Source organism: Limosilactobacillus coleohominis 101-4-CHN (genome assembly GCF_000161935.1).
Classification (GTDB): domain Bacteria; phylum Bacillota; class Bacilli; order Lactobacillales; family Lactobacillaceae; genus Limosilactobacillus; species Limosilactobacillus coleohominis_A.
The window spans coordinates 75426-97725 of sequence record NZ_GG698804.1; the positions used below are offsets into that span (position 1 = coordinate 75426).

Below are 22300 nucleotides of genomic sequence, written 5' to 3' on the forward strand. Positions count from 1 at the left end.
CTAATTAACAAGTAACCGACGCATCTTCTCCAACTTTGTCTTTAGACTACCATCAAGTGTCTGACTACCGACTTTAACAATCAATCCACCAATAATTTTCGGATCAACTGTTTCATTTAGTACGACTTTGTTGGCACCTAAACGATGTGCTAAAGTTTCAGCTAGTTTATTGCGTCTTTCTTCATCCAGTTGCACGGCAGAGACGACATCAGCATGAACCCGTTTGCGTGCTTGGTCATACTGTGTTTCAAACTCATCAATAATTGCAACCATTTCGTCCATTCGACCATAATCGAAAACCATTTGAATTAAGTTAGCTACCAATTGACTGGCACCCTGCTTTAATTCATTGACCATCGCTACTTTTTGGTCTTGACTTAAATTGGTTCCACTAAGGGCCCGTTGCAGACCGGCGTTCTGCTCAAAAACAGTCCGCAGTGCAACAAGTTCTTGATAAGTCTGTTCCAGTTGGTCGTCAGTATCAACCAATTCAAATAATGCCTTGGCATACCGCTTAGCAACCGTCTTCTTATCAAGACTCATTTTTTACTCAACCCTTCAATGTAAGAATCAATTAACTGTTGTTGATCATCCGCATTTAATTGCTTATTAATCAACTTAGCCGCAATTTCAAGAGATAGGTTTGCAACGTCATCCTTTGCGCCATTCAGTGCATCTTGACGTGCTTGTTCAGCGTCACGTTGTGCTTGTTCTTGAATGGATTGCGCGTTTTGATGAGCTTCATCCACAATTTGGTTACGAAGATTTTCACCATTTTTCCGTGCTTCATCCACAATTTGGGTGGCTTCTTGCTTTGAGCCTTGTAATTCAGCTTGCCGTTGAGCAGCTAACTTCGCAGCATCCTTACGATCCTTAGCAGCACTATCAATGTCATCAGCAATCTTGTTCGCCCGTTTTTCCATCATTTCGGTAACCGGCTTCCATGCAAAGTGCCAAACTAATAGTGCCAAGATAATGAATGAAATTAAGTAAAATAACATATCACCCATGTATAAGCTGTTTGATTCAGCCAGAACTAGCATTCATGACACCTCCTTTCCTATTCTTTAAAGCGCTTCTGTCGTCACTACTTGTTCATAACCAAGAAGGCAACAACGATTGCCAAGATAGGAACCCCTTCGATCAAACCAACACCGATAAACATCGTTGTCCGGAGTTGACTTGCGATTTGTGGCTGACGAGCCATTGAATCAACAGTATGAGAAATAACTAATCCGTTTCCGTAACCAGTAGCGAGCGCTGCACCAGCGGCAGCAATACCAGCAGCAATTGCACCCATTTTTGAGTACCTCCTTAAAATTATATAAGTACTAATCCCCAGAAACCTTCCGAGAAATATAAACCGTTGTTAATGTTACAAAGACATAAGCTTGGATTGCACCAATAAACACTGAGAATCCTTGCCAAATCATTTCAACTGGCAAACTAACAATGATTGTTGGCCATCCGTGCGAGAAAGCCATTTTACCAAGCAAGCCTAGCAAAAGTTCCCCAGCGTAAATATTACCAAAAATCCGGAGACCCAATGTTAAGAAGTTACTTACTTCTTCAATTAGGTTAATCGGCAACATTAATGCACTTGGCGAAACAAATTCAGCAAAGTATCCTTTAATACCGTTGTGAACCATTCCGGCAAAGTGTGAGAGAACGATTACCATCAGCGAGAACGTCAAAGTAATCACTGGATCGGCCGTTGGACTTTTAACCAGTTCATGACCGTTCCAACCGACCTGGAGAAAGAGTCCCAATTGGTTGGCAACGAAGATGAAAATAAACAGAATGAAAATGAAGTAGCTATATGCACCGCTAATGTCACGATTCATCTGGCCACGCACAATCCCATTCGTAAATTCAACCAGCCATTCAAGAACATTTTGACCACCCTTCGGCTTCATTTGAATATGTCGTGACAACCCAAACAATAAGCAAAAGACGATTACACAGACGACCAGTCCAGAAATCATATTGGTGATATTAAATGTCAGGCCAAAAAGGTTAAAAGTATAAGCATCACCGCCCATTCATATTCCACCTCTTTTCCTCATAACATAAAATAAGGTCTGTAAAGTTGAGAAATGTAATGACAAGACTCAAATTACAGACCTAAATATATCATTTTTTAATCTAAATATCAAAGGCCCGCCGATGAATTCTGACTCTTGGCCAAGATGCAAAATGATAAAAATATTAGATGTTTTAATCTATTTTTCATCATTGCGTTCACTAGCCGCTTCTTGTGGCAAAATCAAGTTCAAGGCAATGCCAAGCACTGCTGCCACTGCTAGACCAGAAAATTGATATTGACCTAATTTCAGGTATGCATTACCAATCCCAATCACTAGAATAACTGAAGAAATCATTAAATTCCGTTTCTTATTAAAATCAATTTGATCTTCAATCATCACCCGCAGACCACTTGAAGCAATGACCCCGAATAAAAGGAATGAAATTCCACCAATTACTGGTGAAGGAATTGATTCAATTAACGCACTTAATTTACCAACAAAGCTAAAGAACACTGCAAAGAGAGCCGCTCCAGCAATAACGTAGACACTGTGGACCTTTGTAATTGCTAAAACACCAATATTTTCACCATAACTAGTGACTGGTGGTCCACCAACGAACCCTGCAATAATGGATGCCGTCCCATCACCGGCGAGGGTGTGGTTCAATCCAGGATTCTTAAAATAGTTTCGTTCCGTTAATTCGTTCAGTACCATAATATGACCAAGGTGTTCAGTCATTGTTACAAAGGCAATTGGAGCCATACTAAGGATTGCTCCCCAATAAAACTTTGGCATGTAGTTGACAAATGGCACTTGAAATTTAGGCAGGCTAAACCAGTGTGCCGCCATTACCGGGCTAAAGTCCACAATTCCGAATAAGACTGCAATGACGTAGCCGAAAACAATTCCCATCAAAATTGGAATCAATCCTAAAAAGCCCTTAAAGTACATATTAAATGCTACCGTCAACAGCATCGTAAGCATAGCAACCGCAAAGAAACGAAGATCATAATGTCCATTATTAATCGTCGCGTCCTTCGCTGCCGTGCCGGCAAGCGACAAACCAATTACCATCACTACCGGCCCAACAACGATCGGTGGTAAAATCCGGTCAATCCAATCTGAGCCGAAGAAACTTACAATCAAAGCCACAATTAAGTAGACACACCCTACTGCGACCGTCCCTTGGGCAATCCCTGGATATCCAGTCGTCTTCATCAATGCCATCATTGGGACCACGAATGAGAAACTTGATCCCATATAGGCAGGAATCTTATGTCGCGTAATCAGCAGGTACATTAAAGTACCCACCCCTGAACTAAATAGTGCAATTCCGGGATTTAACCCTACTAGAATTGGTACCAGCACGGTCGATCCAAACATTGAGAACATATGCTGCAGAGATAAACCAAACCATTGTCCTGCTTTTGGCCGTTCATCAACGTCCAGAACTACGTCGCGTCGTTTTGCCATTGCAACTCGCTCCTTCCAAAAAAAACCCTTAGGTTTGAGAACCCAAGGGTTTACGTTCACGGAAAGCAATCCACTCCGTGCCTATTTAAACGTACTACCTTTGAGGCCTCTCTGGACCTAATTAAAGGATAATTATTCATTGCCTGTATCATACTGACTTTCCTCGTCCTTGTCAACATATTTTTGCGAATTCCAAATCACAAGGCCACTAGTAATTGGAACAGCAATAATAACCCCGATAAACGAAATTAAGACCGTTACTAATTCAGTTACCAGTAATTTATTATTGAAAATTGCACCAAACGAATAGTTAAGTCCGAAAAACCAAACAAAAAGTGCTAAAAAATTACCTAGAAAGCCCAGTAATAATGTATTCAATGTTGTGCCAATAATATGCTGACCAATTTGCAAGCCACTTGTTAGCAAAGCAGGAGCTTTAAGGAATGGTTGGCCAGTAATAATTTCTCTAAGGCCACTAGCTAAGGCAATTGTGAGTTCTGCCACTGCCCCTAAACAGCTTAAAATCATTGTCATTTTGCCAACTTTAACATAATTAATTCCAATCAGAATGGACATTCCTTCCAATTCATTACTATTCTCCAGACTGAATCCGGTAGCTTGAACAAAGTGCTCTGTTAATAATACTAAGCTTACCACTATGATCATGACAATGAATGCTGCTTCAAAAGCACTGATACTGACTCGAAGATCTTCAGTCCCCATAAAAATGGTTGTTGCAAGAATTAACGTTCCTAAAACAAGTGTCACCCAAAGCGGGGCCACGTGGAGAGCAACTAAAACTAAGCCAATATAGAAGTAACAAAAATTCAGAAACAAGCTTAAAAACGCTATCCAGCCCTGTCGACCACCGACAATGATCATTAAGATAAGCAAAATCAGGCCCAGTGCCGTAATTGTACTCATTTTGTGCCCTCCTTCGCAATCAACAAAGATGTAACTAGACTGACCACTGGGATGGTTACCACAATACCAATTCCAGAAACTAAACTTTGGGCAACCCCTAAACTCATCGTCATGCTAAAGGTATAACCCCATGAATTTCCATTACGCAGCATCAAAACTGCGTTGGTCAGTGTCGAAAACAGAAAAATCATTAAAAGAATGTTAGTCAGCGGACCCATGACTGTTTGACCGACCTGCCGCCCTGCAGCAAAGAGTTTACGCCATTGAACCTGGGGATCCAGTCGTTTAACTTCGAACATCGTGGCTAAAATATCACTTGATTCATCCATTACCGCTCCTAAACAACCGATCATGATCTCTGCTAAATATAATAGTCGGTAATTTTGGGTAACAAACTGCATAGCCTCATAGTAAATCCCGCGTTCATTGGTTAGCGAACTAACCAATAAAAAAGTGCCTAATGATATCCCAACACCAAGCATTGTAGCTAATAGCGTGGCAAAAGTCTGTTTATTCCAACCATAAACAAACGTGAGCGTGGCTAAAGCCATCAAAAACGATAGTCCTGCAAAAATTGGCAGAATGTATTGAGCCTGCGTTGCAATGTCAATCTGGATTGCCGCGATGAATAAGCCAACGTTAAGTAATGCTGATAATAACGCAAACACTCCGACCTTGCCCATCATAATAATTAATAATAAAATTACTAACCAAGTTAAAACAACAACTGTCGTATCACGCTTTAAGCCGGTTACGTTAGCAGTTAATTGACCGTGATCACTTCGCAATTGAGTTAAAAAAGCTTGCTGACCGCGTCGGTACTTTTGATCCATGCCGCCTGACTTTGAATATGTATTATTGGTTGTCACCCGTTGCCCACGATGGCGACCGTTCATTATTTGCAGGGTGACCCGCTGCTTAAATTGTTGGTCTCGATTATTGAACTGATCTTGTGTTTTTTGTTGATGAGTGACTTGTACACTCACTACTTTACCAATTGGGCGCTGGTAAAATTGCTGGTTGTTACAGCTCCAAATAATACTAACTACAGCACCAATAATCAGTAAGCATACTAGCCAGCACGTCGCGACCATTTTACTCGTGATTTTAGCATTAAATCGCTTCTTTCTATAACAGCTATTTTACGCTGAATCATTTTCCTGTCAGCATTAATTTAGTAAACTAATCGTTTTTTAATCAATCTGTTTTAAAATAAACCCATCAAATACATCAAAAGGGACTGATTTTTTATGGCTGAGTATCACTTATACTTGGTTCGTCACGGCCAAACATTTTTAAATACTTTTCATCGCCTTCAAGGATGGATTGATTCCGGACTCACAGAACTCGGTAAAAAGCAAGCCATTGCTACCGGAGCAGCCTTGCATAACATTAATTTCAACTTAGTCGTTTCATCAGATTTAAATCGCGCCATTCAAACCCGGGACCTAATTGTCCAGCAGCTATCTTCTGCTACGCTGCCGATTCAATCTGACCCCGCTTTCCGTGAAGTCTTCTTCTCTGCCTTTGAGGGTCTGCCCGCCGACTTAGTTTTTCAAAGAATCGCCCAACGCAATGGTTTCATTAGCCAGGACGATATCATCGCCAAAAAAGGGTTCGCTTATGTTCGCCAACTGATGCAAGATGATGATCCTACTCATAAAGCAGAACTCTATCCTGACGTCATCACTCGCTTTCGAAAGGGGCTTGCTCATATTACCCAAGCGTTACCGACCGGCGGCAATGTACTAATTGTTTCTCATGGGGCCTTCATCAGAACCATCGCAGATTATCTTGGGGTTAATATCGTGAACAATTTTCCTAGTAATGCTGGAGTAACGGAATTAGCCATGTCATTACCAAGTAACGTCCGCATGGTCGAATATAATCGCTCCACTCTTTAAATAAAAAAGCTCTGCATTGTGCAGAGCTTTTTATTTACTTCGTACCGAATAGCCGGTCCCCAGCATCACCCAGTCCAGGAACAATGTAGCCATCGTCATTTAAGTGATCATCTAAACCACAAGTGTATAAATCAACATCAGGGAACTTTTCACGAACGGCCTGCACACCCTCTGGTGCAGCTACCAAGCAAGCAAACTTAATGTTCTTTTCGGAACATCCACGCTTCTTCAAGGCTTCGATTGCCATAATTGCTGAACCACCAGTGGCTAGCATTGGGTCAACCACAAATAATTGGCGTTCCGTAATGTCGTTGGGTAACTTCACAAAGTATTCATGAGGCTTTAAAGTTTCTTCATCTCGATACATCCCGATAAAACCAATCTTGGCAGCTGGAATTAATTCAGTCATTCCATCCACCATTCCTAGACCAGCCCGCAAAATCGGCACAATCGCTACTTTTTTACCAGCCAATTCCTTTTTAGTGGTTTTGGCAATTGGCGTTTCCACTTCAACATCCTTGAGTGGCATCGAACGAGCAACTTCATATGCCATCAATGTCGCCAATTCCTTAACCGTTTCGCGGAACACCTTCGTGCCAACATTCTTGTCACGAATCATCGTCAATTTATGTTGGATCAGCGGATGATCTAAAACTTCGAACTTTCCCATGGTTAATACACTCCTTTTTGTTTCTCAATTATTGTACCAAAAACCATGTCATTTGTTAGACCTTTCCGGCATTTAATTTAAAAATTTATTTTAAAAACTCATCGCGGAAGTGTTGACCACCGGCAGACTTATTCAGTCGATTCATATAAGCAAGTCCTAAATCATGAGCTGGAAAAGCTTGGGTCACGATCGCTTGAACTTGTTTTTCGTCATCATACATCCGCAATCCATCAAACAAGCGGGCACTGGCGTCTGTTACCCCATTTCCTAAAGAAAATGCTTGCGCATTCTTCGGCAGCGTCAATTGTTTTAGAATCACATCTTCAGCCATTACTCCAACCGCAAATGGCTGTTGTTCAACCCATTTCATAACGTTTGCCCAATCCTCTTCAGGATCAACAATATAAACCTGTGCGTTTGGGGCATAATGCTTATATTTCATGCCAGGTGCTTTCGGTATCTCACCCTTACCAACATGATGATGGTTGAGATCAATCGAACCAATTACTCCTTCGATATCCGCTTTAGTTACAGCGCCTGGGCGTAAAATTACTGGATGGTCAGTCGACATATCAAGAACCGTCGATTCAACCCCAACTTTGGTCGGCCCATCATCTAAAATTCCATAAATTTTACCATGGAGATCGTGGTAAACATGTTGGGCAGTTGTTGGGCTAGGCTTACCAGAAGTATTGGCAGATGGTCCTACCATTGGCACTCCCGCTTGTTCAATTAAGTCTAAAGTGGGCTGACACTTTGGAAAACGGAACGCCACAGTTGACAGACCACCAGTGACGGTTTTAGATAGTGATCCTGGTTTGATTTTCAAAATAATTGTTAGCGAACCAGGCCAAAAAGCCGTCATTAATTGGCGGGCTTTTTCTGGGATCTCAGCAGCATACTTCTCCACCATCGCCACTGAGGCCACATGAACAATGAGTGGATTATCACTTGGCCGCCCTTTGGCTTGATAGACCTTTTTTACCGCTTCCTCATTTGTCGCGTCAGCTCCCAAGCCATAAACTGTTTCTGTCGGAAAAGCTACTAACTGACCAGACCGTAAAGCTTGGGCAGCTTCACCAATTTGATCGAGATTATAAATTATTGTTTCCATGTTGATCACCTTTGTTCCTTAATTAAAATCCCATGCTTTAATCATCCGCATCCGGTCGGCAATATCATGTTTAGTTTCAATTGTCGCCCCCGGCTGCAGCTTAGTAAAAAGTCGCTGGATCGATTCTTCTTGATCAAAGCCAGTTTCCCCAAATAAAACTCCCTGTTCGGTCAAATGATCTTGAACCTGATCAAATAACCGGTGATAAAATCCTAAGCCGTTTTCCGAAGCAAAAAGGGCTAACGGCGGTTCATACTTAATGACTGCCCGATCAATCAGTTCAGTCGCATTCGGTGAAATATATGGCGGGTTAGTCACGATCAAATCAAAACGTTCCCCTTGCAAATGAGTAAATAAATCACTCTCGACCGTCCTGAGATTAGTACCGTGCAGTCGTTGGTTAGCCGTCGCTACTCGCAGAGCACCAGCTGAAATATCACTCAAGGTCACTCGCCACCTTGGGCACTCCAGCGAAAGCGTAATACCGATAACTCCACTGCCAGTTCCCAGGTCCAGCACCCTTAACGGTTGGTCTTGAGGCATTTCTTGCAATACCCATTCAATTAAATCTTCCGTTTCGCTTTCTGGAATTAAAACATCCTGATTCACCACAAAAGTTCGTCCAAAAAAGGGAGCCTTACCAACAACATATTGCGTCGGTTCATCTTTGGCGATTCGTAAAATTGCAGTCTGATACCGTTTTTTTTCATCATCCGACATCACTTCGCGATTATGCATTAATAAATCTGCATCCGACCATCCATGAATCATCTTTAAAACAAATTCAGGCGCATAAGGATCTTTATTTAGTTTCTTTAAAAAAGAAGAAGCCCATCGCTGGGCTTGAAAATATGTCCAATTACTCATTCCGTAATTGCTCCAACTTCTTAGTCTGATCAGCAATAATCAATGCTTCGATGATTTCGTCTAAATCGCCGTCCATAATCTTATCCAGTTTATTCAGCGTCAAACCAATCCGATGGTCAGTAACCCGATTTTGTGGATAATTGTAGGTCCGAATCCGTTCTGAACGATCACCAGTACCAATGGCATCCTTCCGCTTTTGGTCGTAAGCACTTTGCTCTTTTTGTTGATAGTAATCGTAAACCCGCGCCTTCAAAATTCGCATGGCCTTCGCCCGGTTTTGTTGTTGGGAACGCTCATCCTGCATTGCTACAACAATTCCCGTCGGCAAGTGAGTCATCCGGACGGCAGACGATGTCTTGTTAATGTGCTGACCACCAGCCCCAGATGACCGGTAAACGTCTACGCGAATATCCTTTGGATCCAAGTCAATTTGGACGTCTTCAGCTTCAGGCATTACCCCAACCGTGGCGGTTGAAGTATGCACCCGACCAGCAGATTCCGTTACTGGGATTCTTTGTACCCGGTGCGCTCCATTTTCAAACTTTAATTTTGAGTAGACCTTGTCACCAGAAATCATTAGCACGATTTCTTTAAAGCCCCCGACTTCGGTTTCCGTCTTATCAACGATTTCGACATTCCAGCCCTGCTTTTCAGCATAGTGTAGGTACATATTATAAAGATCACCGGCAAAGAGGCTGGCTTCATCTCCACCAGCAGCCCCCCGAATTTCCATAATAATGTTTTTGTCATCATTGGGATCTTTAGGAATCAGTAATACTTCCAATTCATGAGCCAGTTGATCCTGTTCTTCTTTAGAACTAGCCAACTCTTCCTTGGTCATTTCGATGAGCTCATCGTCTTTCGTATCCCGTAGTAGTTCCTCATCATCTTTAATTGTCTGGGTAACTTTTTGATACTGGTGGTACTTTTCAACGGTTTCCCGTAAGCTCCCTTCCTCCTTCGAGAGCTTCATAAAGCGCTGACTATCGGCAATGACTTCTGGATCACTGATTAATTCGTTTAATTCATCATAGCGATCAGCAACCGCTTGTAATTTATCAAAAATTTCTTCCATTTCCATTAGTCATTCTCCTGTTCACGATTTAATTCGGGGTGAAAATAATGCTTCCGACAAACTGGATAGTAAGATTCATTTCCACCAATTTGAACTTGATCCCCTTCATAGACTGGTTGGCCATTATGGATCCGCAGATTCATCGTTGCTTTGTGCGGGCAAAACCAACAAATCGTCTTCATTTCTTCAATTTTATCAGCATAGATTAGTAAATACTTGGAACCTTCAAATAATTCATTCCGAAAATCATTTTTTAAACCAAATGCCATCACGGGAATATTCAGTTCATCAACAATTTTAGTTAACTGTAAAACATGCTGTTTAGTTAAAAACTGGGCTTCATCAATCAGTACACAGTAAATCTTTTGTTTAGTTAGTTTTTCCTTCACTAGCCCCACTAAGTCAGTATCATTCATGATTGGCGTGACCCGTCGTTTTAAACCAATCCGGCTAGCGATCATACCCCTTCCGGAACGGGTATCAACACCGCTCGTTAATAACTCCACTGGTTTGCCCTGTTCCTCATAGTTATGGGCAACTTTAAGAATATCAATAGACTTTCCAGAATTCATTGCGCCATATTTAAAAAATAACTGCGCCACAGTATTCACCTTTTCTATCTCAATAGTACTGTTCAATTATAACGGAAAGCCCGCCGTTTTTGAATAGTAAATCCATTCCCCACACTCTGTCACTTAGTTAAACACGATCAAGTTTCAATTTGATCGTGTCTGAATTAATTAACGTTGATAAATTTGTTGGCTGTACCACAAAATGTTACTTATTTTTCATTAAAGAAATTCGGTTCCCTTTCATTTTCGCATCAGAACGGTTAAAATTAATCGTTATAAATAATAAGTGGGAAGGACAACTTTCAAATGTCAATTCAAAGCTCATTTGCAGAATTCGCCGGTCGCTCCAGCTACTGGTTTTTACACAATGTTTTTCATGGCGGTAGCTCCCTGCCCGGTAAAATTACCCTTAAACTTGATCCAAATATTTTAAGCGAATTCGCTAAAAAATATGATCTTGTCATTATTACTGGGACCAACGGTAAAACTCTAACCACCGCACTCAGTGTTCGGGTACTCCGTGAAAAGTATTCTAACGTCGTTACCAACCCGTCTGGATCGAACATGGAACAAGGGATCGTGACGGCCTTCATCACAGCTCCCCGGGCCAAAAAGAAGGGGCTAGCAGTCCTTGAAGTGGATGAAGCAAACGTGCGGATGGTCACCAAACACATTCAGCCAATTGCTATCGTAATGACTAATCTTTTTCGGGACCAAATGGATCGGTATGGTGAAATCTATACGACTTACGATAAAATTTTGGCCGGAGTTAAGTTAGCCCCGCAGGCAACGATTATTGCTAACGGTGATGAACAGATTTTTAACACAAAGGACCTCCCAAATCCAGTTATTTATTATGGATTTGATAATGATCATCAAGATGATTTACGAGCCTCTGCAAATACGGATGGCCTGCTTTGTCCAAAATGTCAACATATTCTTCATTTCCATAATATTACGTATGCTAGCCTTGGTGAATACTTCTGCCCTCACTGTGGCTTTCATCGTCCTGAATTAAAGTACCGGGTCACTAAATTAGGTCAGATGACCCCTACCTCTTCAACATTCTCGATTGATGGTCACGAATTTGAAATCGGGGTGGGTGGTTTATACAACATTTATAATGCTCTGGCTGCTTATTCGCTTGGTCGTTTCTTAGGTGTCACTCCTGAACAGATCCAAAACGCTTTTCAAGCTGATGAACACGTTTTTGGTCGTCAAGAAATTATCAACGTCGACGGGAAAGAAGTAACGCTTGTCTTAGTGAAGAATCCAGTCGGACTAAATCAGGTTATTGACATGGTACTCACAGATCCAGAACCATTTAGCTTTGGTTTTCTATTAAACGCCAACTACGCGGATGGAATTGATACCAGTTGGATCTGGGATGGCAACTTTGAAAAACTCAATGTTCCGCGGATTGCCCACTACTTTACTGGGGGAGAACGCTACAAAGATATTTCAACCCGACTGCGGATGGCGGGCATCGAACATATTCAAGAAGAACCAGACCTGACCAAAGTAATTGATACCATTAAAACCATGCCAACTAAGCACGTCTACTTACTTTCCAGTTACACTGCCATGCTCCAACTACGTAAAGAATTAGCTGAACGAAAGTATATCCAAGGAGGGATGAACTAATGGCAAAGTATCAACTGCATGTTGCCCATTTCTATGGTGACCTAATGAACACTTATGGCGATATTGGTAACATCATTGCCCTTAAATATTATGGTAAACAAATGGACACTGACATCACTTCCGAAATCGTCAGCATCGGTGATGATTTCGATCCAGCCAAGTTTGATCTTGCCGTTTTTGGTGGTGGTCAAGATTACGAACAATCCGTAATTTCTAAAGACATTCCACAGAAAAAAGCTGGAATGGCGAAATTCATTAACGATGGCAAACCATTCCTCGCTATTTGCGGTGGCTTTCAATTACTCGGTCAATACTATGTAGATGCCAATGGTGATAAAATCCCGGGAGCAGGGATCCTTAGTCATTACACCGTTACCCAAAGTCAACAACGATCCGCAATGCAAAATCAAACCCGATTTATTGGTGATATTGAAATCAAAAATGAGGAAACTGGTGAAATGTACCACGGTTTTGAAAACCATAATGGACGTACTTTCCTGGGATCAGATGAAAAACCGCTTGGTATTGTCCAATCCGGTCATGGTAACAACGGCGAGGATCATACTGAAGGTGCCATTTATAAGCACACTTACTGCTCCTACTTCCACGGACCAATCTTAACCCGGAATGGCAAACTGGCTAAGCGAATGCTCCTGGAAGCACTGCATAATAAGTACCCAGATGCTGACCTTAGCGAACAAGTAGCATTAAAGATTAAACCAACCTTTTAAGGGGGAATACCATGTCAACAATCTTTGTGACCTTAATGACCATTATCTTTATTGGTGAATCATTTTGGGAATTCCGCCTCTTTACTTTTTTAACCAGCCAACTGCCCATGATTCGCAGTGAACGTGAACGACAGCAACTATCCATGGCCCTCAAACTGGATCGGCGGTGGAATTGGGGATCATGGATTTTAATCTTCATCATCTTCGTAACCCCATCCGCTGTCTACCTACCGCTTGTATCACTTTTATGCCTATTCGAAACCCTCATGGTAATGCGGATGGATCGATTGAAACGACAATATTTTAGTTAAAAACAGGCGGCTCTAAAGCACTGTTCTTACAGTGTTCTAGAGCCGCCTGTTTTTTAGCGATTCTTTTCATCAAGGTAGGTAGCCATAATCAAACCACGATAATTCAAATAATCATCATTATTTGCACTTGGATGCACCCGATTTGATAATACAATCATTCCTTGATCATCTTGCCGATCTAAAATTAACCACGTTCCCGTAAAGCCCGTGTGGCTGATGACAGTATGATGGTCTGCTGTATGGGCATGCAATAACTTCCAGCCGAGTCCCCGATTATGATTACCAATTAGTGGGGTCTGGTCATGAAACATCAGCGAGATTGTTTGATCAGTCAAAATACCATCCAAATTTGTTTCTAACAAGGCATGACTATATTTCAGCAAATCATCTAATGTTGAGAACAGCCCTGCACTCCCACAATGCCGCTGCAGGATGAAGCCCTTCGGATCATGAACACTTCCCCGAATGAGACCACGTTGCTTTTGAATTTCCGTTGGGACACAATCTTGCCAATGGGGGGTATAAGTAGTTCGGGTCATTCCCAAAGGCTGAAAAATATGTCGTTGACTTAACACCTGAATTGTTTGCCCCCAAATTCGTTCAGCAATGAGGCCTAAATAAATGAAGCCAATATCTGTATAAAGAATGTTTTTCCCTAAATTAGGGCCAATCTGTTCCATCCTCAATAGCCCATCCAGCAACTGATCGGCGGGGAGCTCATTCCGGTGAGGAATGTAACCTTCGATGGCCGCCGTATGCGTTATCAAGTGACGCACTTTAACCGCTGCGTTATTGATTTCAGGAAGATATTTTCGTACAGGATCATCTAAATGCAGGACACCAGCTTGCAAAAGCAATGCAATTACCGGGACGGTCCCCACCACCTTCGTTAACGAAGCTAAATCATACTGCATCCCATCCCGAAGCGGAATTGACTGCGGTGTTACCTCTGCCATTCCCATGACTTTGCGGAGGGTTTTTGAACCATCAAAAATCGCATAACTTACTCCCGGTACCACTTTTTTAGTAACCATCTCTGCTAATAATTGTTGCGTACGTGCATATTTTTTTTGCATTTTTTACCCTTCCTAATTAGCCAACTGATTTCCGGTAAATTGGCTATTGTAAAGATCCGCATAGAATCCGTTTTGGGCCATCAGTGATTCATGATTACCTGTTTCAATAATCTGTCCGTGATTCATCACAATAATTTGATTAGCATCACGGATGGTAGAAAGACGGTGAGCAACAACAAAGCTAGTCCGCCCTTTCTGAATGTCATTCATAGCATTTTGAATTAATGCTTCAGTTCGAGTATCAACTGAACTGGTAGCTTCGTCCAAAATTAAAATATCAGGATCTGCCAAAAAGGCCCGGGCAATCGTTAGCAATTGCCGCTGCCCTTGGGAAATATTCGATGCCGTTTCATCTAAAATCGTATCATATCCATTTGGTAATTCACGAATAAAGGAGTCTGCATATGCTAAGCGAGCGGCCTCATAGACCTCCTCATCAGTTGCATCGTTACGTCCATATTTGATATTTTCGAAAATGGTTCCCGTAAAGAGCCAAGTATCTTGCAAAACCATCCCCACGTGCTTACGCAGGTCTTCCCGCATCATTGATCGTGTATCTTGACCATTATAATAAACGTGACCGCCATCAACGTCGTAGAAACGTTCTAGTAAATTAATAATTGTTGTCTTCCCTGCTCCGGTAGGACCAACAATTGCCACCATTTTATTCCGAGGCGCAGATAAATTAAAGTCCTTAATTAAGGGTTCATCCGGTTGGTAAGCAAATTTGACGTGGTCAAACTCAATTGCTGGTTGATCGCCAGATTTAGCGGGAGTGGTGGCGAGTTTATTATCCATTTCGGGTTGATCAATCACTTCAAAAATCCGTTCTGCGGATGCAATTGTTTGTTGAATGGTACTGGAAAGGTTCGCAATTTGTGTAATGGGTTGGGAGAATTGATTGGAATACTGGAGGAATGCCTGAACGTTACCAAGGGTAATTTGACCATGAGCAACCTGGATTGCCCCAACAACTGCTACCAATAAGTAACCCACATTTCTGACAAAGTTCATACATGGAAAAATCAGAATCGAAAAGAACTGCGCCTTCCAAGCAGCTTGATAATATTGCTGGTTTTTCTTGGCAAACTGTTGTTGTTCATCTTGTTCGTGATTAAAAACCCGGACGATCGTGTGGCCCGCATAAGTTTCTTCAACTTGATCGTTGATTTCACCCAAAGCAGCCTGTTGTCGAGCAAATAACTTTTGTGCTGTCGGGGCCACAAAGCCAACTACTAACAGGCTGAGTGGAATGATAACTAATGCCACCAACGTCAGTTTCCAACTGATTGAAATCATCAGGGCAAGAACCCCAACAAAAGTAATGGTACTGGTAATAATTTGGATCATCCCTTGTTGGAGAGTCCCAGCAATATTATCCATATCATTGACCATTCGACTCATAATGTCGCCATTAGAATGGGTATCGTAATATTTAATTGGTACCCGCGCCATTTTGGCTTTCAAATCCTGACGAAGATTGTAAACAACCCGTTGGGAGATCCGCGTCATCATAACTTGTTGAACAAAGCTGAATAGCCCCGAAAAGACGTACAACAAAACAACGACAATCGCGATCCGCATAATCTTGGAATAATCAATGGGGAGTGAATGGAGCTTCATCCCCGCTTTCATTTCTTGGTAACCACGAACCACCCCATCATAAATCGTGGTTGTTGCTTCACCCAAGATCTTTGGTGCCATGATCGATAGAACTACAGAAATGATGGCCATGATGACCGAAACAATAACACCCCATTTCCACGGACCTAAGTATGAAATTAAACGTTTGGTCGTGGGCCAAAAATGTGTGGCCTTTGCCGGCTTTCCCCGTTGTGGTCCATTATGCATGGTGATGCGCCTCCTTTTGAATTTGTGAATTCAGAATTTGCTGGTAGGTTTTATTTTCAGCAACTAATTGTTGGTGAGTTCCTTGACCAACCACCTTGCCGTCGTCTAGAACCAGAATTAAGTCAGCATCAGCCACCGTTGAAATCCGTTGTGCAACAATCACGGTCACGGCCTTCTGTAATTCCGCATCTTGGCGGAGAGCCATTCTTAACTGAGCATCCGTCTTAAAATCAAGCGCGGAGAATGAATCATCAAAGATGTAGACTGAGGCTGGTTTAATAATTGTTCGGGCAATTGCAAGCCGCTGCCGCTGTCCACCGGAGAAGTTCCCCCCGTTTTGTTCGACTACAGCATCCAAGCCCCCCGCTTCTTTAACAAAATCAGTTGCTTGAGCAATATCCAGCGCATGCCATATTTGTTCATCAGTTGCGTTTGGTAATCCAAACTGCATATTAGAACGAATCGTTCCAGTAAACAGGACGGCCTTTTGTTGCGTAATTGAGATTAACTTATGCAAGTCATGTTGTGAAAGCTCATTCACTGAATAACCATCCACTTTAATTTGTCCGCTTTCAATGTCAAACAGACGCGGGATCAAATTTACTAATGACGACTTTCCTGAACCAGTTCCACCGATAATGGCTAACGTCTGTCCGGCCTTGATATTAAAATTCAAATCAGACAGTGCCAATTGCTCAGCACCAGTATAGCGAAAATCAACATGATCAAAAGCTAAGGACGCTGTTGGTGTACCACTAAGTACCTGTGGTTTAGCTGGATCAGCAATAACAAGTGGTTGTTCTAACACCTCATTAACCCGCTTAGCAGATGCCGAGGCTCGTGGTACAAATACGAAGACCATTGAAAGCATCATAAAGCTAATCAAGATTTGAGTTGAATAAGTCATAAATGCAATCAAATTACCAACTTGCATGCTCATTTGGCCAATCAAATGAGCGCCTAGCCAAATAATTCCAATATTAGTTAGGCTTAGCACTAACGTCATGATCGGAAAGAGGAATGATACTAGTGTGTAAGCCTTAATTCCCGTCTTGGTATAGTCCCCATTCGCATCTTTAAAACGATTTTGCTCACGTGCTTCCTGGTTAAAAGCCCGAATCACCCGTACACCAGTCAAACCTTCCCGGAAAACAAGGTTAATCCGGTCAGTTTTTTGCTGAATGCTTTTAAAGAGCGGGATGGCAAAGTACATAATGGCAACCACAGCAATGGCCAACACCGGTAAGGAGATTAAAAAAACTTTGGTTAAACGGGGTTCACGATAATATGCCAAAACACAAGCAGCGACTAACATAATCGGTGATTGAAGCATCATCCGTAAGACTTGCACCATCACATTTTGAATTTGAACAATGTCATTGGTTGAACGGGTAATAAGTGAAGAATCACCAAACTTGCTCATTTCTTGACTAGAAAACTTTAAGACCGTCCGATAAACTTGCTCCCGAAGCTTTTGCCCCACCTTCATTGATTGGGTCGAGGCGAAGTAAACGTTCAGACCCGCAGCAACTAGTCCAACTGCAGCTACTAAAAGCATCTTGCCGCCTTCATTCCAAATATAATGAATATCGCGTTGCAAAACCCCTTTATCAATTAAATCCGAGGTAATGGTCGGCAAATACAAATCAGCTGCAACTTGGAAAAAAAGAAATAGGACGGCCAACGTGGTTGGTAACCATTCTAAATTTCGTTTAGCAATTTTGATCATTTACTCTCCACCATCCTTTTGATATTTATTCTGCAGGCCCGTCACCATAAGGCTGCCAATCCGAATTAACTCTTTACAGTCATCAATGCTCAGTCGGTCAAGTAGTGCATCGACAAACTCTTCGCGTTCAGCTTCCAGCTCTTTGTTCTTTGCCTGTCCCTTTTTACTCAAACTAACAACAATTTGGCGCCGATCTTGTGGATCGCGTTTTCTTGTAATCAGTTGATCCTGCTCTAAGCGACTCAAAACTTGGGATAACGAACTCGGCCTTACATGAACCTGCTTGGCTAACTCGTTTTGATAAAATTGGTTCCCGTGTTGACCGAGAACCGCAATGATCTGACCACCGCCTTGAAAATGTCCAATGTGTTTACGGTTGCGCAAGGCAATTTCGTGAATTACGCGGGTATTTTTCATTAATTGGTGGAACAGTACGTGCTTTTCATCCATTTTACTGTCCTTTGCTTTCAATATTTTGTGGTACCTAATCATTAGGCACCTAATAATTTAACATCTTACTCTTTTTAATGACAAACACAAGGGAAAATGGCATGATAGTAAAAAAACATCTAAGGAGATTGATATGGAAACTTGGTTATTTCTCGCGCTCATTTTAATAATTGCAATGTTTGGAAAAAATAGTTCATTAGTGATTGCAACTTTGGTTGTCATGCTGATTAAAGCACTCCCTTTTACCCAAAAATGGCTCCCGGTCATTCAAAACAAGGGAATCAACTGGGGAGTAACAATCATTTCTGTGGCAATTCTGATTCCGATTGCTACGGGTGAAATTACTTTCCATGACTTAATGCGGGTCTTTAGGACACCAGCAGGTTGGATCGCAATTGCAATGGGAATTGCCGTCGCGATTTTATCGCGGTTGGGCGTCAATCAACTCTCGGCTTCACCACAGGTTACCGTAGCTCTCGTATTCGGAACCATTATGGGTGTTGTGCTCTTCAAGGGAATCGCAGCTGGTCCAGTTATTGCCAGCGGCTTAACCTACTGTATTGTGACAATGTTAAATTTACATTTTTAAAGACAAAAAGGAGCGACCGAATTTTTCAGTCGCTCCTTTAACTTTAAGTTGGGAACAGTTATTTCAATTTAGTTAAATTGACCTGTGATTGGGTCCATCTTTTGAACTTGATTGTTATTGGCGTTGTAGTTGTAAAGACCAGTCAAGTTAGCAACATTTTGGTCTTGATCCTTACCTGTGTTCCGTACTTCAACTCGGTATTGACCATTACCTTGGCTTTGGACAAAGTAGTAGTTACCTTCACGTTGTTGAAGGCCACTAGCCGCGATAAAACTGTTCAAAACATCTGCGTTAGAACGGTTTGACGTTGCGGTTGATGAACTCTTTTGATGGTTAGCAACAGCAGAACCTGAAGTCGTCGATGCTTTTTGGCTAACTGATGAACTAGCGGCTGTCACCGTTGAGTTAGAACTGGAATTATTAGTAGCTGGGGTAGCAACAAATGCAACATTCTTATTTGCTGAACTTTGTTTAGCACTCTTTTCGCTAGTCTTGTTACTCTTCTTAACAACCTTTGCAGAAGTCGTCTTGTGACTAGATGTTGAGGTTGTGCTAGTCGATGCGCAGCCTCCTAGTAAGAATGCTGACATCAATAGAACTGTCCCCGTCAATACTTTTTGTTGTGCGCTTTTCATAACCGTAACCCCCTCAACAGATTTTTAAGTTACTTTATTAATTGATTACATTTATATTGTAACGCACATGTAATGTTTTTGAAACATTTTTAAATTATTTGTAAAAACATTTTAGAAAGCACGCCGTCAGTCCTACTCACCATGGGAATTGTCAACTTTTTAAGAAATGGTAAAGAAAAAGTGAGTGTCAAACTAATGACACTCACTTTTAATTATTAATTGGGTATACTGGTCTCGAACCAGTAGATTACGGATTCAGAGTCCGCTGCCTTACCAGTTTGGCGAATACCCAATAAATCAGAACAAAGTAATTATACAAAACTTATCGTCGATACGCAAGATTTTTTAATAAATCGGTAACCTAAATTAGTAAAGTTTGTTAGAATGAAATAAATTGTTATTGAAAGGAGTACCAGCGATGGCAAGTAATTCTGACGCCCTTTATTACGTCTTATCCAAGATTTACCATCATCCAGAATTAGTAATTGCAACTGTCCCCCAATATTCAAATGCAGTAGCTATTACTGTCGATGATAAATTAAAAGTTTCAGACAGTGATTTCTATTTCCCAGAACATAAGCTAATGGTTAATCGCCTTTCTCCCGATTTTGTGGCTAAGAACGGTGATTTACTTGATTATTATTACGATATGACCGATCAGGATAATCCGGGCTTCCACGATGTCTGGATTACAACTGGTCATGTTAGCAAACAACACGCCTATTTAATTGAACTCTACTTCGAGTAACCATTGACGCAAATTAGTTTGTTTAGTATACTAATTAAGTAATATTGCTTATTGCCCGCTGGTCAAATTGGTTAAGACGTCGCCCTCTCAAGGCGGAGTTACGGGTTCGATCCCCGTGCGGGTGATTTTTTATACTCTCATTTAGGCTTCTTGTCTAAAATGGGAGCTTTTTATTTATTCGGACAAAATGGTAGAATTAACCTAAGAAAGAAGGAATTACTAATGACAACCATTCAAGACAACTGGCTGACCCTTGCCGATGGTCAAAAGATGCCCCAACAAGGCTTTGGGGTCTATAAACTAACCGACCCAACAGTCTTTACCCAAACTATTCAAAGCGCTTATGACGATGGTTACCGCCTCTTCGATACCGCACAAATGTATGGAAATGAGGCTGACCTCGGTAAGGCACTAAAATCACTCAATGTTGACCGTGATGATTACTTCATCACAACTAAAGTTGCCGAGAGCAACCAAGGTTATCAAAAGGCAATTGATTCAGTTAAGGAATCACTAAAGAAATTACAACTAGATTACGTTAACTTACTATTAGTCCACTGGCCCATTAATGGTTCTTTCTTTGAAACTTGGCGGGCTTTTGAGGATTTGAAAAAAGATGGCCTAACCAAGTCCATTGGGGTTAGCAACTACGGAATGGTACATCTCCAATACCTTGCTACCCAGGCATCCGAAATGCCAGTGGTTGATCAACTAGAATGTCACCCGTGGCTTTCTGAAAAACCAATGATTGATTTTAATAAACAACACCATATCGTGACTCAAGCTTGGGCACCGTTGGGCCGTGGGCGGATTTTTGAAGAATCCGCCATTCAAGAATTAGCTCAAAAGTATGGCAAAACACCTGCTCAGATTATATTACGATGGCACTTTTTAAATGGTCTGTCGTTCATCCCAAAATCAGCTCATGCTAGTCGGATCAAGGAAAATGCTGATATTTATGACTTCGCATTGACTGATCAAGATATGGTCCAGATGGATTCGATCAATAAAAACGTCCGAATTAGTCAAGAACCGGAACTGGTTTACGAATTTAATCAACAATACCCTCACTAATAATAAGTAATTATTAAATCTAGCAACATCTAATTGACGCCCCACGCCCCGTGGGGTATTTTATTTACACTACTTTCGTTAGGATGTGATCCTATTAAATTTCGTAACACATTTATGACGCTCATCCTCTACCTTGGATTATTTGGTGGGTTAATGTGGTTTTACACAAATAACCACCAATTTCAGCGTCAAGCCGATAATGGTATTACTTATTTAAAGACCTCCGTTCAAGAGCTCGGTAACGAATTAAATGGCAAGAGTAGTCATGACGTCAGCAATCAAAAAGCAGCCCAGGAATCAACCGTCAATAGTCAAACTGATAATATCAACGGTCGTTGGACCAGCCGTTCTGCGACCATTTATATCGATATGAATAATGACACTTTACAGCAAGCCATGGTGGATGCCGTCAACGCTTGGAACAACACGGGTGCTTTTCACTTTAAAGTTGTCCATGATCGTAAGCAAGCTGACTTAGTAGCAAGTACATCTAATAACAGCAATGATCAAGCAGCTGGGCTGGCAGAGATGAACCAGAATACCGTTTCTGGATATTTCACTGATGGTCATATTTATCTCAATAAAGCCTACTTATTAAATCCCGAATATGGCTACAATCACGAGCGGATCGTTAATACTGCTGAACACGAATTAGGCCATGCAATTGGCCTTAGTCATAACAATAACCAGTCTGTAATGCAACCATCGGGTTCCTTCTTTACCATTCAACCGGCTGACGTTCAAGCAGTTAAAAATATTTACACCAAAAAGCCAACTAAACCAAGTCAAGATAATCAACAAAATTCATAACAGAAAAAGCCGTTCAATGAACCACC

General features: G+C 41.6%; 25 protein-coding genes and 2 tRNA genes. 9 read left to right on the top strand and 18 right to left on the bottom strand.

Features of this window, described 5'->3' with window-relative positions:
• The 7 genes from atpH to HMPREF0501_RS05480 all read right to left on the bottom strand — a co-directional run bounded on the left by atpH (window position 1) and on the right by HMPREF0501_RS05480 (window position 5518).
• Window positions 1–543 carry an ATP synthase F1 subunit delta gene (atpH, locus tag HMPREF0501_RS05450; RefSeq protein ID WP_006916894.1) on the bottom strand — a complete coding sequence of 181 codons (543 nt, stop codon included), beginning with the start codon at window positions 541–543 and terminating at the stop codon, window positions 1–3.
• Window positions 540–1043: a F0F1 ATP synthase subunit B gene (gene atpF, locus HMPREF0501_RS05455; RefSeq protein ID WP_006916895.1), complete on the bottom strand. Its 504-nt coding sequence runs from the start codon at window positions 1041–1043 to the stop codon at window positions 540–542. The genes atpH and atpF overlap by 4 nt, the downstream gene beginning before the upstream one ends.
• A 44-nt stretch (window positions 1044–1087) precedes the next feature.
• Complete coding sequence (gene atpE, locus HMPREF0501_RS05460; protein WP_006916896.1) at window positions 1088–1300, bottom strand: F0F1 ATP synthase subunit C; 213 nt, start codon at window positions 1298–1300, stop codon at window positions 1088–1090.
• Window positions 1301–1331: 31 nt separating this feature from the next.
• Window positions 1332–2042 (bottom strand): F0F1 ATP synthase subunit A, encoded by a 711-nt coding sequence (atpB, locus tag HMPREF0501_RS05465; RefSeq protein WP_006916897.1) that lies wholly within the window; start codon window positions 2040–2042, stop codon window positions 1332–1334.
• Between the two features lie 180 nt (window positions 2043–2222).
• Window positions 2223–3500 (bottom strand): uracil-xanthine permease family protein, encoded by a 1278-nt coding sequence (locus tag HMPREF0501_RS05470; protein WP_006916900.1) that lies wholly within the window; start codon window positions 3498–3500, stop codon window positions 2223–2225.
• 132 nt (window positions 3501–3632) lie between these two features.
• On the bottom strand, window positions 3633–4424 hold the full coding sequence (locus tag HMPREF0501_RS05475) for a YibE/F family protein (RefSeq protein ID WP_040455979.1): 792 nt from the start codon (window positions 4422–4424) through the stop codon (window positions 3633–3635).
• On the bottom strand, window positions 4421–5518 hold the full coding sequence (locus HMPREF0501_RS05480) for a YibE/F family protein (RefSeq protein ID WP_006916902.1): 1098 nt from the start codon (window positions 5516–5518) through the stop codon (window positions 4421–4423). The genes HMPREF0501_RS05475 and HMPREF0501_RS05480 overlap by 4 nt, the downstream gene beginning before the upstream one ends.
• 156 nt (window positions 5519–5674) lie before the next feature.
• On the opposite strand from HMPREF0501_RS05480, the gene HMPREF0501_RS05485 reads away from it, so the two are divergent.
• Complete coding sequence (locus HMPREF0501_RS05485) at window positions 5675–6328, top strand: histidine phosphatase family protein (protein WP_006916903.1); 654 nt, start codon at window positions 5675–5677, stop codon at window positions 6326–6328.
• Between the two features lie 34 nt (window positions 6329–6362).
• On the opposite strand, the gene upp is transcribed toward HMPREF0501_RS05485, so the two are convergent.
• From upp to HMPREF0501_RS05510, 5 genes are all read right to left on the bottom strand, one after another.
• Window positions 6363–6998: a uracil phosphoribosyltransferase gene (upp, locus tag HMPREF0501_RS05490; RefSeq protein WP_006916904.1), complete on the bottom strand. Its 636-nt coding sequence runs from the start codon at window positions 6996–6998 to the stop codon at window positions 6363–6365.
• A gap of 85 nt (window positions 6999–7083) precedes the next feature.
• Window positions 7084–8112: an L-threonylcarbamoyladenylate synthase gene (locus HMPREF0501_RS05495; protein WP_006916905.1), complete on the bottom strand. Its 1029-nt coding sequence runs from the start codon at window positions 8110–8112 to the stop codon at window positions 7084–7086.
• Between the two features lie 18 nt (window positions 8113–8130).
• Window positions 8131–8979: a peptide chain release factor N(5)-glutamine methyltransferase gene (gene prmC, locus HMPREF0501_RS05500; protein ID WP_006916906.1), complete on the bottom strand. Its 849-nt coding sequence runs from the start codon at window positions 8977–8979 to the stop codon at window positions 8131–8133.
• Window positions 8972–10054 carry a peptide chain release factor 1 gene (gene prfA / locus HMPREF0501_RS05505; protein ID WP_191975867.1) on the bottom strand — a complete coding sequence of 361 codons (1083 nt, stop codon included), beginning with the start codon at window positions 10052–10054 and terminating at the stop codon, window positions 8972–8974. Before prfA ends, prmC begins: the two co-directional genes overlap by 8 nt.
• Before the next feature lie 5 nt (window positions 10055–10059).
• Window positions 10060–10656, bottom strand: a complete 597-nt coding sequence (locus tag HMPREF0501_RS05510; RefSeq protein ID WP_006916908.1) for a thymidine kinase — start codon at window positions 10654–10656, stop codon at window positions 10060–10062.
• 276 nt (window positions 10657–10932) lie between these two features.
• Between HMPREF0501_RS05510 and HMPREF0501_RS05515 the strand changes: the two genes are divergently transcribed.
• The 3 genes from HMPREF0501_RS05515 to HMPREF0501_RS05525 are packed head-to-tail and all read left to right on the top strand — an operon-like array spanning window position 10933 to window position 13312.
• The gene (locus HMPREF0501_RS05515; RefSeq protein WP_006916909.1) at window positions 10933–12270 is read left to right on the top strand and encodes a Mur ligase family protein; all 1338 of its coding nucleotides are present in this window, start codon (window positions 10933–10935) and stop codon (window positions 12268–12270) included.
• On the top strand, window positions 12270–13001 hold the full coding sequence (locus HMPREF0501_RS05520) for a type 1 glutamine amidotransferase (protein ID WP_006916910.1): 732 nt from the start codon (window positions 12270–12272) through the stop codon (window positions 12999–13001). Before HMPREF0501_RS05515 ends, HMPREF0501_RS05520 begins: the two co-directional genes overlap by 1 nt.
• A gap of 11 nt (window positions 13002–13012) precedes the next feature.
• Window positions 13013–13312 (top strand): hypothetical protein, encoded by a 300-nt coding sequence (locus HMPREF0501_RS05525; RefSeq protein ID WP_040455980.1) that lies wholly within the window; start codon window positions 13013–13015, stop codon window positions 13310–13312.
• 53 nt (window positions 13313–13365) lie between these two features.
• Here the strand turns inward: HMPREF0501_RS05525 and HMPREF0501_RS05530 are convergent, their stop codons facing one another.
• From HMPREF0501_RS05530 to HMPREF0501_RS05545, 4 genes are read right to left on the bottom strand one after another with little or no spacing between them, the layout of a single operon-like run.
• A complete protein-coding gene (locus HMPREF0501_RS05530; protein WP_006916911.1) occupies window positions 13366–14388 on the bottom strand; it encodes a serine hydrolase domain-containing protein in 1023 nt (340 codons plus the stop codon).
• 12 nt (window positions 14389–14400) lie between these two features.
• The gene (locus HMPREF0501_RS05535) at window positions 14401–16239 is read right to left on the bottom strand and encodes an ABC transporter ATP-binding protein (protein WP_006916912.1); all 1839 of its coding nucleotides are present in this window, start codon (window positions 16237–16239) and stop codon (window positions 14401–14403) included.
• Window positions 16232–17968: an ABC transporter ATP-binding protein gene (locus HMPREF0501_RS05540; RefSeq protein WP_006916913.1), complete on the bottom strand. Its 1737-nt coding sequence runs from the start codon at window positions 17966–17968 to the stop codon at window positions 16232–16234. The genes HMPREF0501_RS05535 and HMPREF0501_RS05540 overlap by 8 nt, the downstream gene beginning before the upstream one ends.
• A complete protein-coding gene (locus HMPREF0501_RS05545; protein ID WP_040455981.1) occupies window positions 17969–18418 on the bottom strand; it encodes a MarR family winged helix-turn-helix transcriptional regulator in 450 nt (149 codons plus the stop codon).
• Window positions 18419–18551: 133 nt separating this feature from the next.
• Between HMPREF0501_RS05545 and HMPREF0501_RS05550 the strand changes: the two genes are divergently transcribed.
• Window positions 18552–19007: a DUF441 domain-containing protein gene (locus HMPREF0501_RS05550; RefSeq protein WP_006916915.1), complete on the top strand. Its 456-nt coding sequence runs from the start codon at window positions 18552–18554 to the stop codon at window positions 19005–19007.
• 68 nt (window positions 19008–19075) lie between these two features.
• Here HMPREF0501_RS05550 and HMPREF0501_RS05555 read toward each other — a convergent pair whose 3' ends face one another.
• Window positions 19076–19642, bottom strand: a complete 567-nt coding sequence (locus HMPREF0501_RS05555) for a hypothetical protein (RefSeq protein WP_006916916.1) — start codon at window positions 19640–19642, stop codon at window positions 19076–19078.
• Window positions 19643–19861: 219 nt separating this feature from the next.
• A tRNA-Gln gene (locus tag HMPREF0501_RS05560) sits at window positions 19862–19934 on the bottom strand.
• A 126-nt stretch (window positions 19935–20060) separates the two neighbouring features.
• Here HMPREF0501_RS05560 and HMPREF0501_RS05565 point away from each other — a divergent pair.
• From HMPREF0501_RS05565 to HMPREF0501_RS05580, 4 genes are all read left to right on the top strand, one after another.
• Complete coding sequence (locus tag HMPREF0501_RS05565; RefSeq protein WP_006916917.1) at window positions 20061–20390, top strand: hypothetical protein; 330 nt, start codon at window positions 20061–20063, stop codon at window positions 20388–20390.
• 52 nt (window positions 20391–20442) lie between these two features.
• Window positions 20443–20515, top strand: a tRNA-Glu gene (locus HMPREF0501_RS05570).
• A 97-nt stretch (window positions 20516–20612) separates the two neighbouring features.
• A complete protein-coding gene (locus HMPREF0501_RS05575; protein ID WP_006916918.1) occupies window positions 20613–21464 on the top strand; it encodes an aldo/keto reductase in 852 nt (283 codons plus the stop codon).
• A 153-nt stretch (window positions 21465–21617) separates the two neighbouring features.
• Window positions 21618–22274, top strand: a complete 657-nt coding sequence (locus tag HMPREF0501_RS05580; protein WP_223206789.1) for a matrixin family metalloprotease — start codon at window positions 21618–21620, stop codon at window positions 22272–22274.
• The last annotated feature ends 26 nt before the right edge of the window (window positions 22275–22300 follow it).

What these genes read in the sequence shown, in the direction of transcription:
- HMPREF0501_RS05530 (WP_006916911.1), bottom strand. Translation starts at nt 14,388, where the DNA reads ATGCAAAAAAAATATGCACGTACGCAACAATTATTAGCAGAGATGGTT.
- HMPREF0501_RS05520 (WP_006916910.1), top strand. Translation starts at nt 12,270, where the DNA reads ATGGCAAAGTATCAACTGCATGTTGCCCATTTCTATGGTGACCTAATG.
- HMPREF0501_RS05515 (WP_006916909.1), top strand. Translation starts at nt 10,933, where the DNA reads ATGTCAATTCAAAGCTCATTTGCAGAATTCGCCGGTCGCTCCAGCTAC.
- prfA (WP_191975867.1), bottom strand. Translation starts at nt 10,054, where the DNA reads ATGGAAGAAATTTTTGATAAATTACAAGCGGTTGCTGATCGCTATGAT.
- HMPREF0501_RS05535 (WP_006916912.1), bottom strand. Translation starts at nt 16,239, where the DNA reads ATGCATAATGGACCACAACGGGGAAAGCCGGCAAAGGCCACACATTTT.
- upp (WP_006916904.1), bottom strand. Translation starts at nt 6,998, where the DNA reads ATGGGAAAGTTCGAAGTTTTAGATCATCCGCTGATCCAACATAAATTG.
- atpB (WP_006916897.1), bottom strand. Translation starts at nt 2,042, where the DNA reads ATGGGCGGTGATGCTTATACTTTTAACCTTTTTGGCCTGACATTTAAT.
- HMPREF0501_RS05525 (WP_040455980.1), top strand. Translation starts at nt 13,013, where the DNA reads ATGTCAACAATCTTTGTGACCTTAATGACCATTATCTTTATTGGTGAA.
- HMPREF0501_RS05485 (WP_006916903.1), top strand. Translation starts at nt 5,675, where the DNA reads ATGGCTGAGTATCACTTATACTTGGTTCGTCACGGCCAAACATTTTTA.
- HMPREF0501_RS05495 (WP_006916905.1), bottom strand. Translation starts at nt 8,112, where the DNA reads ATGGAAACAATAATTTATAATCTCGATCAAATTGGTGAAGCTGCCCAA.
- HMPREF0501_RS05470 (WP_006916900.1), bottom strand. Translation starts at nt 3,500, where the DNA reads ATGGCAAAACGACGCGACGTAGTTCTGGACGTTGATGAACGGCCAAAA.
- HMPREF0501_RS05475 (WP_040455979.1), bottom strand. Translation starts at nt 4,424, where the DNA reads ATGAGTACAATTACGGCACTGGGCCTGATTTTGCTTATCTTAATGATC.
- HMPREF0501_RS05580 (WP_223206789.1), top strand. Translation starts at nt 21,618, where the DNA reads ATGTGGTTTTACACAAATAACCACCAATTTCAGCGTCAAGCCGATAAT.
- atpH (WP_006916894.1), bottom strand. Translation starts at nt 543, where the DNA reads ATGAGTCTTGATAAGAAGACGGTTGCTAAGCGGTATGCCAAGGCATTA.
- HMPREF0501_RS05555 (WP_006916916.1), bottom strand. Translation starts at nt 19,642, where the DNA reads ATGAAAAGCGCACAACAAAAAGTATTGACGGGGACAGTTCTATTGATG.
- HMPREF0501_RS05550 (WP_006916915.1), top strand. Translation starts at nt 18,552, where the DNA reads ATGGAAACTTGGTTATTTCTCGCGCTCATTTTAATAATTGCAATGTTT.
- atpF (WP_006916895.1), bottom strand. Translation starts at nt 1,043, where the DNA reads ATGCTAGTTCTGGCTGAATCAAACAGCTTATACATGGGTGATATGTTA.
- HMPREF0501_RS05545 (WP_040455981.1), bottom strand. Translation starts at nt 18,418, where the DNA reads ATGGATGAAAAGCACGTACTGTTCCACCAATTAATGAAAAATACCCGC.
- HMPREF0501_RS05540 (WP_006916913.1), bottom strand. Translation starts at nt 17,968, where the DNA reads ATGATCAAAATTGCTAAACGAAATTTAGAATGGTTACCAACCACGTTG.
- atpE (WP_006916896.1), bottom strand. Translation starts at nt 1,300, where the DNA reads ATGGGTGCAATTGCTGCTGGTATTGCTGCCGCTGGTGCAGCGCTCGCT.
- HMPREF0501_RS05575 (WP_006916918.1), top strand. Translation starts at nt 20,613, where the DNA reads ATGACAACCATTCAAGACAACTGGCTGACCCTTGCCGATGGTCAAAAG.
- prmC (WP_006916906.1), bottom strand. Translation starts at nt 8,979, where the DNA reads ATGAGTAATTGGACATATTTTCAAGCCCAGCGATGGGCTTCTTCTTTT.
- HMPREF0501_RS05565 (WP_006916917.1), top strand. Translation starts at nt 20,061, where the DNA reads ATGGCAAGTAATTCTGACGCCCTTTATTACGTCTTATCCAAGATTTAC.
- HMPREF0501_RS05480 (WP_006916902.1), bottom strand. Translation starts at nt 5,518, where the DNA reads ATGGTCGCGACGTGCTGGCTAGTATGCTTACTGATTATTGGTGCTGTA.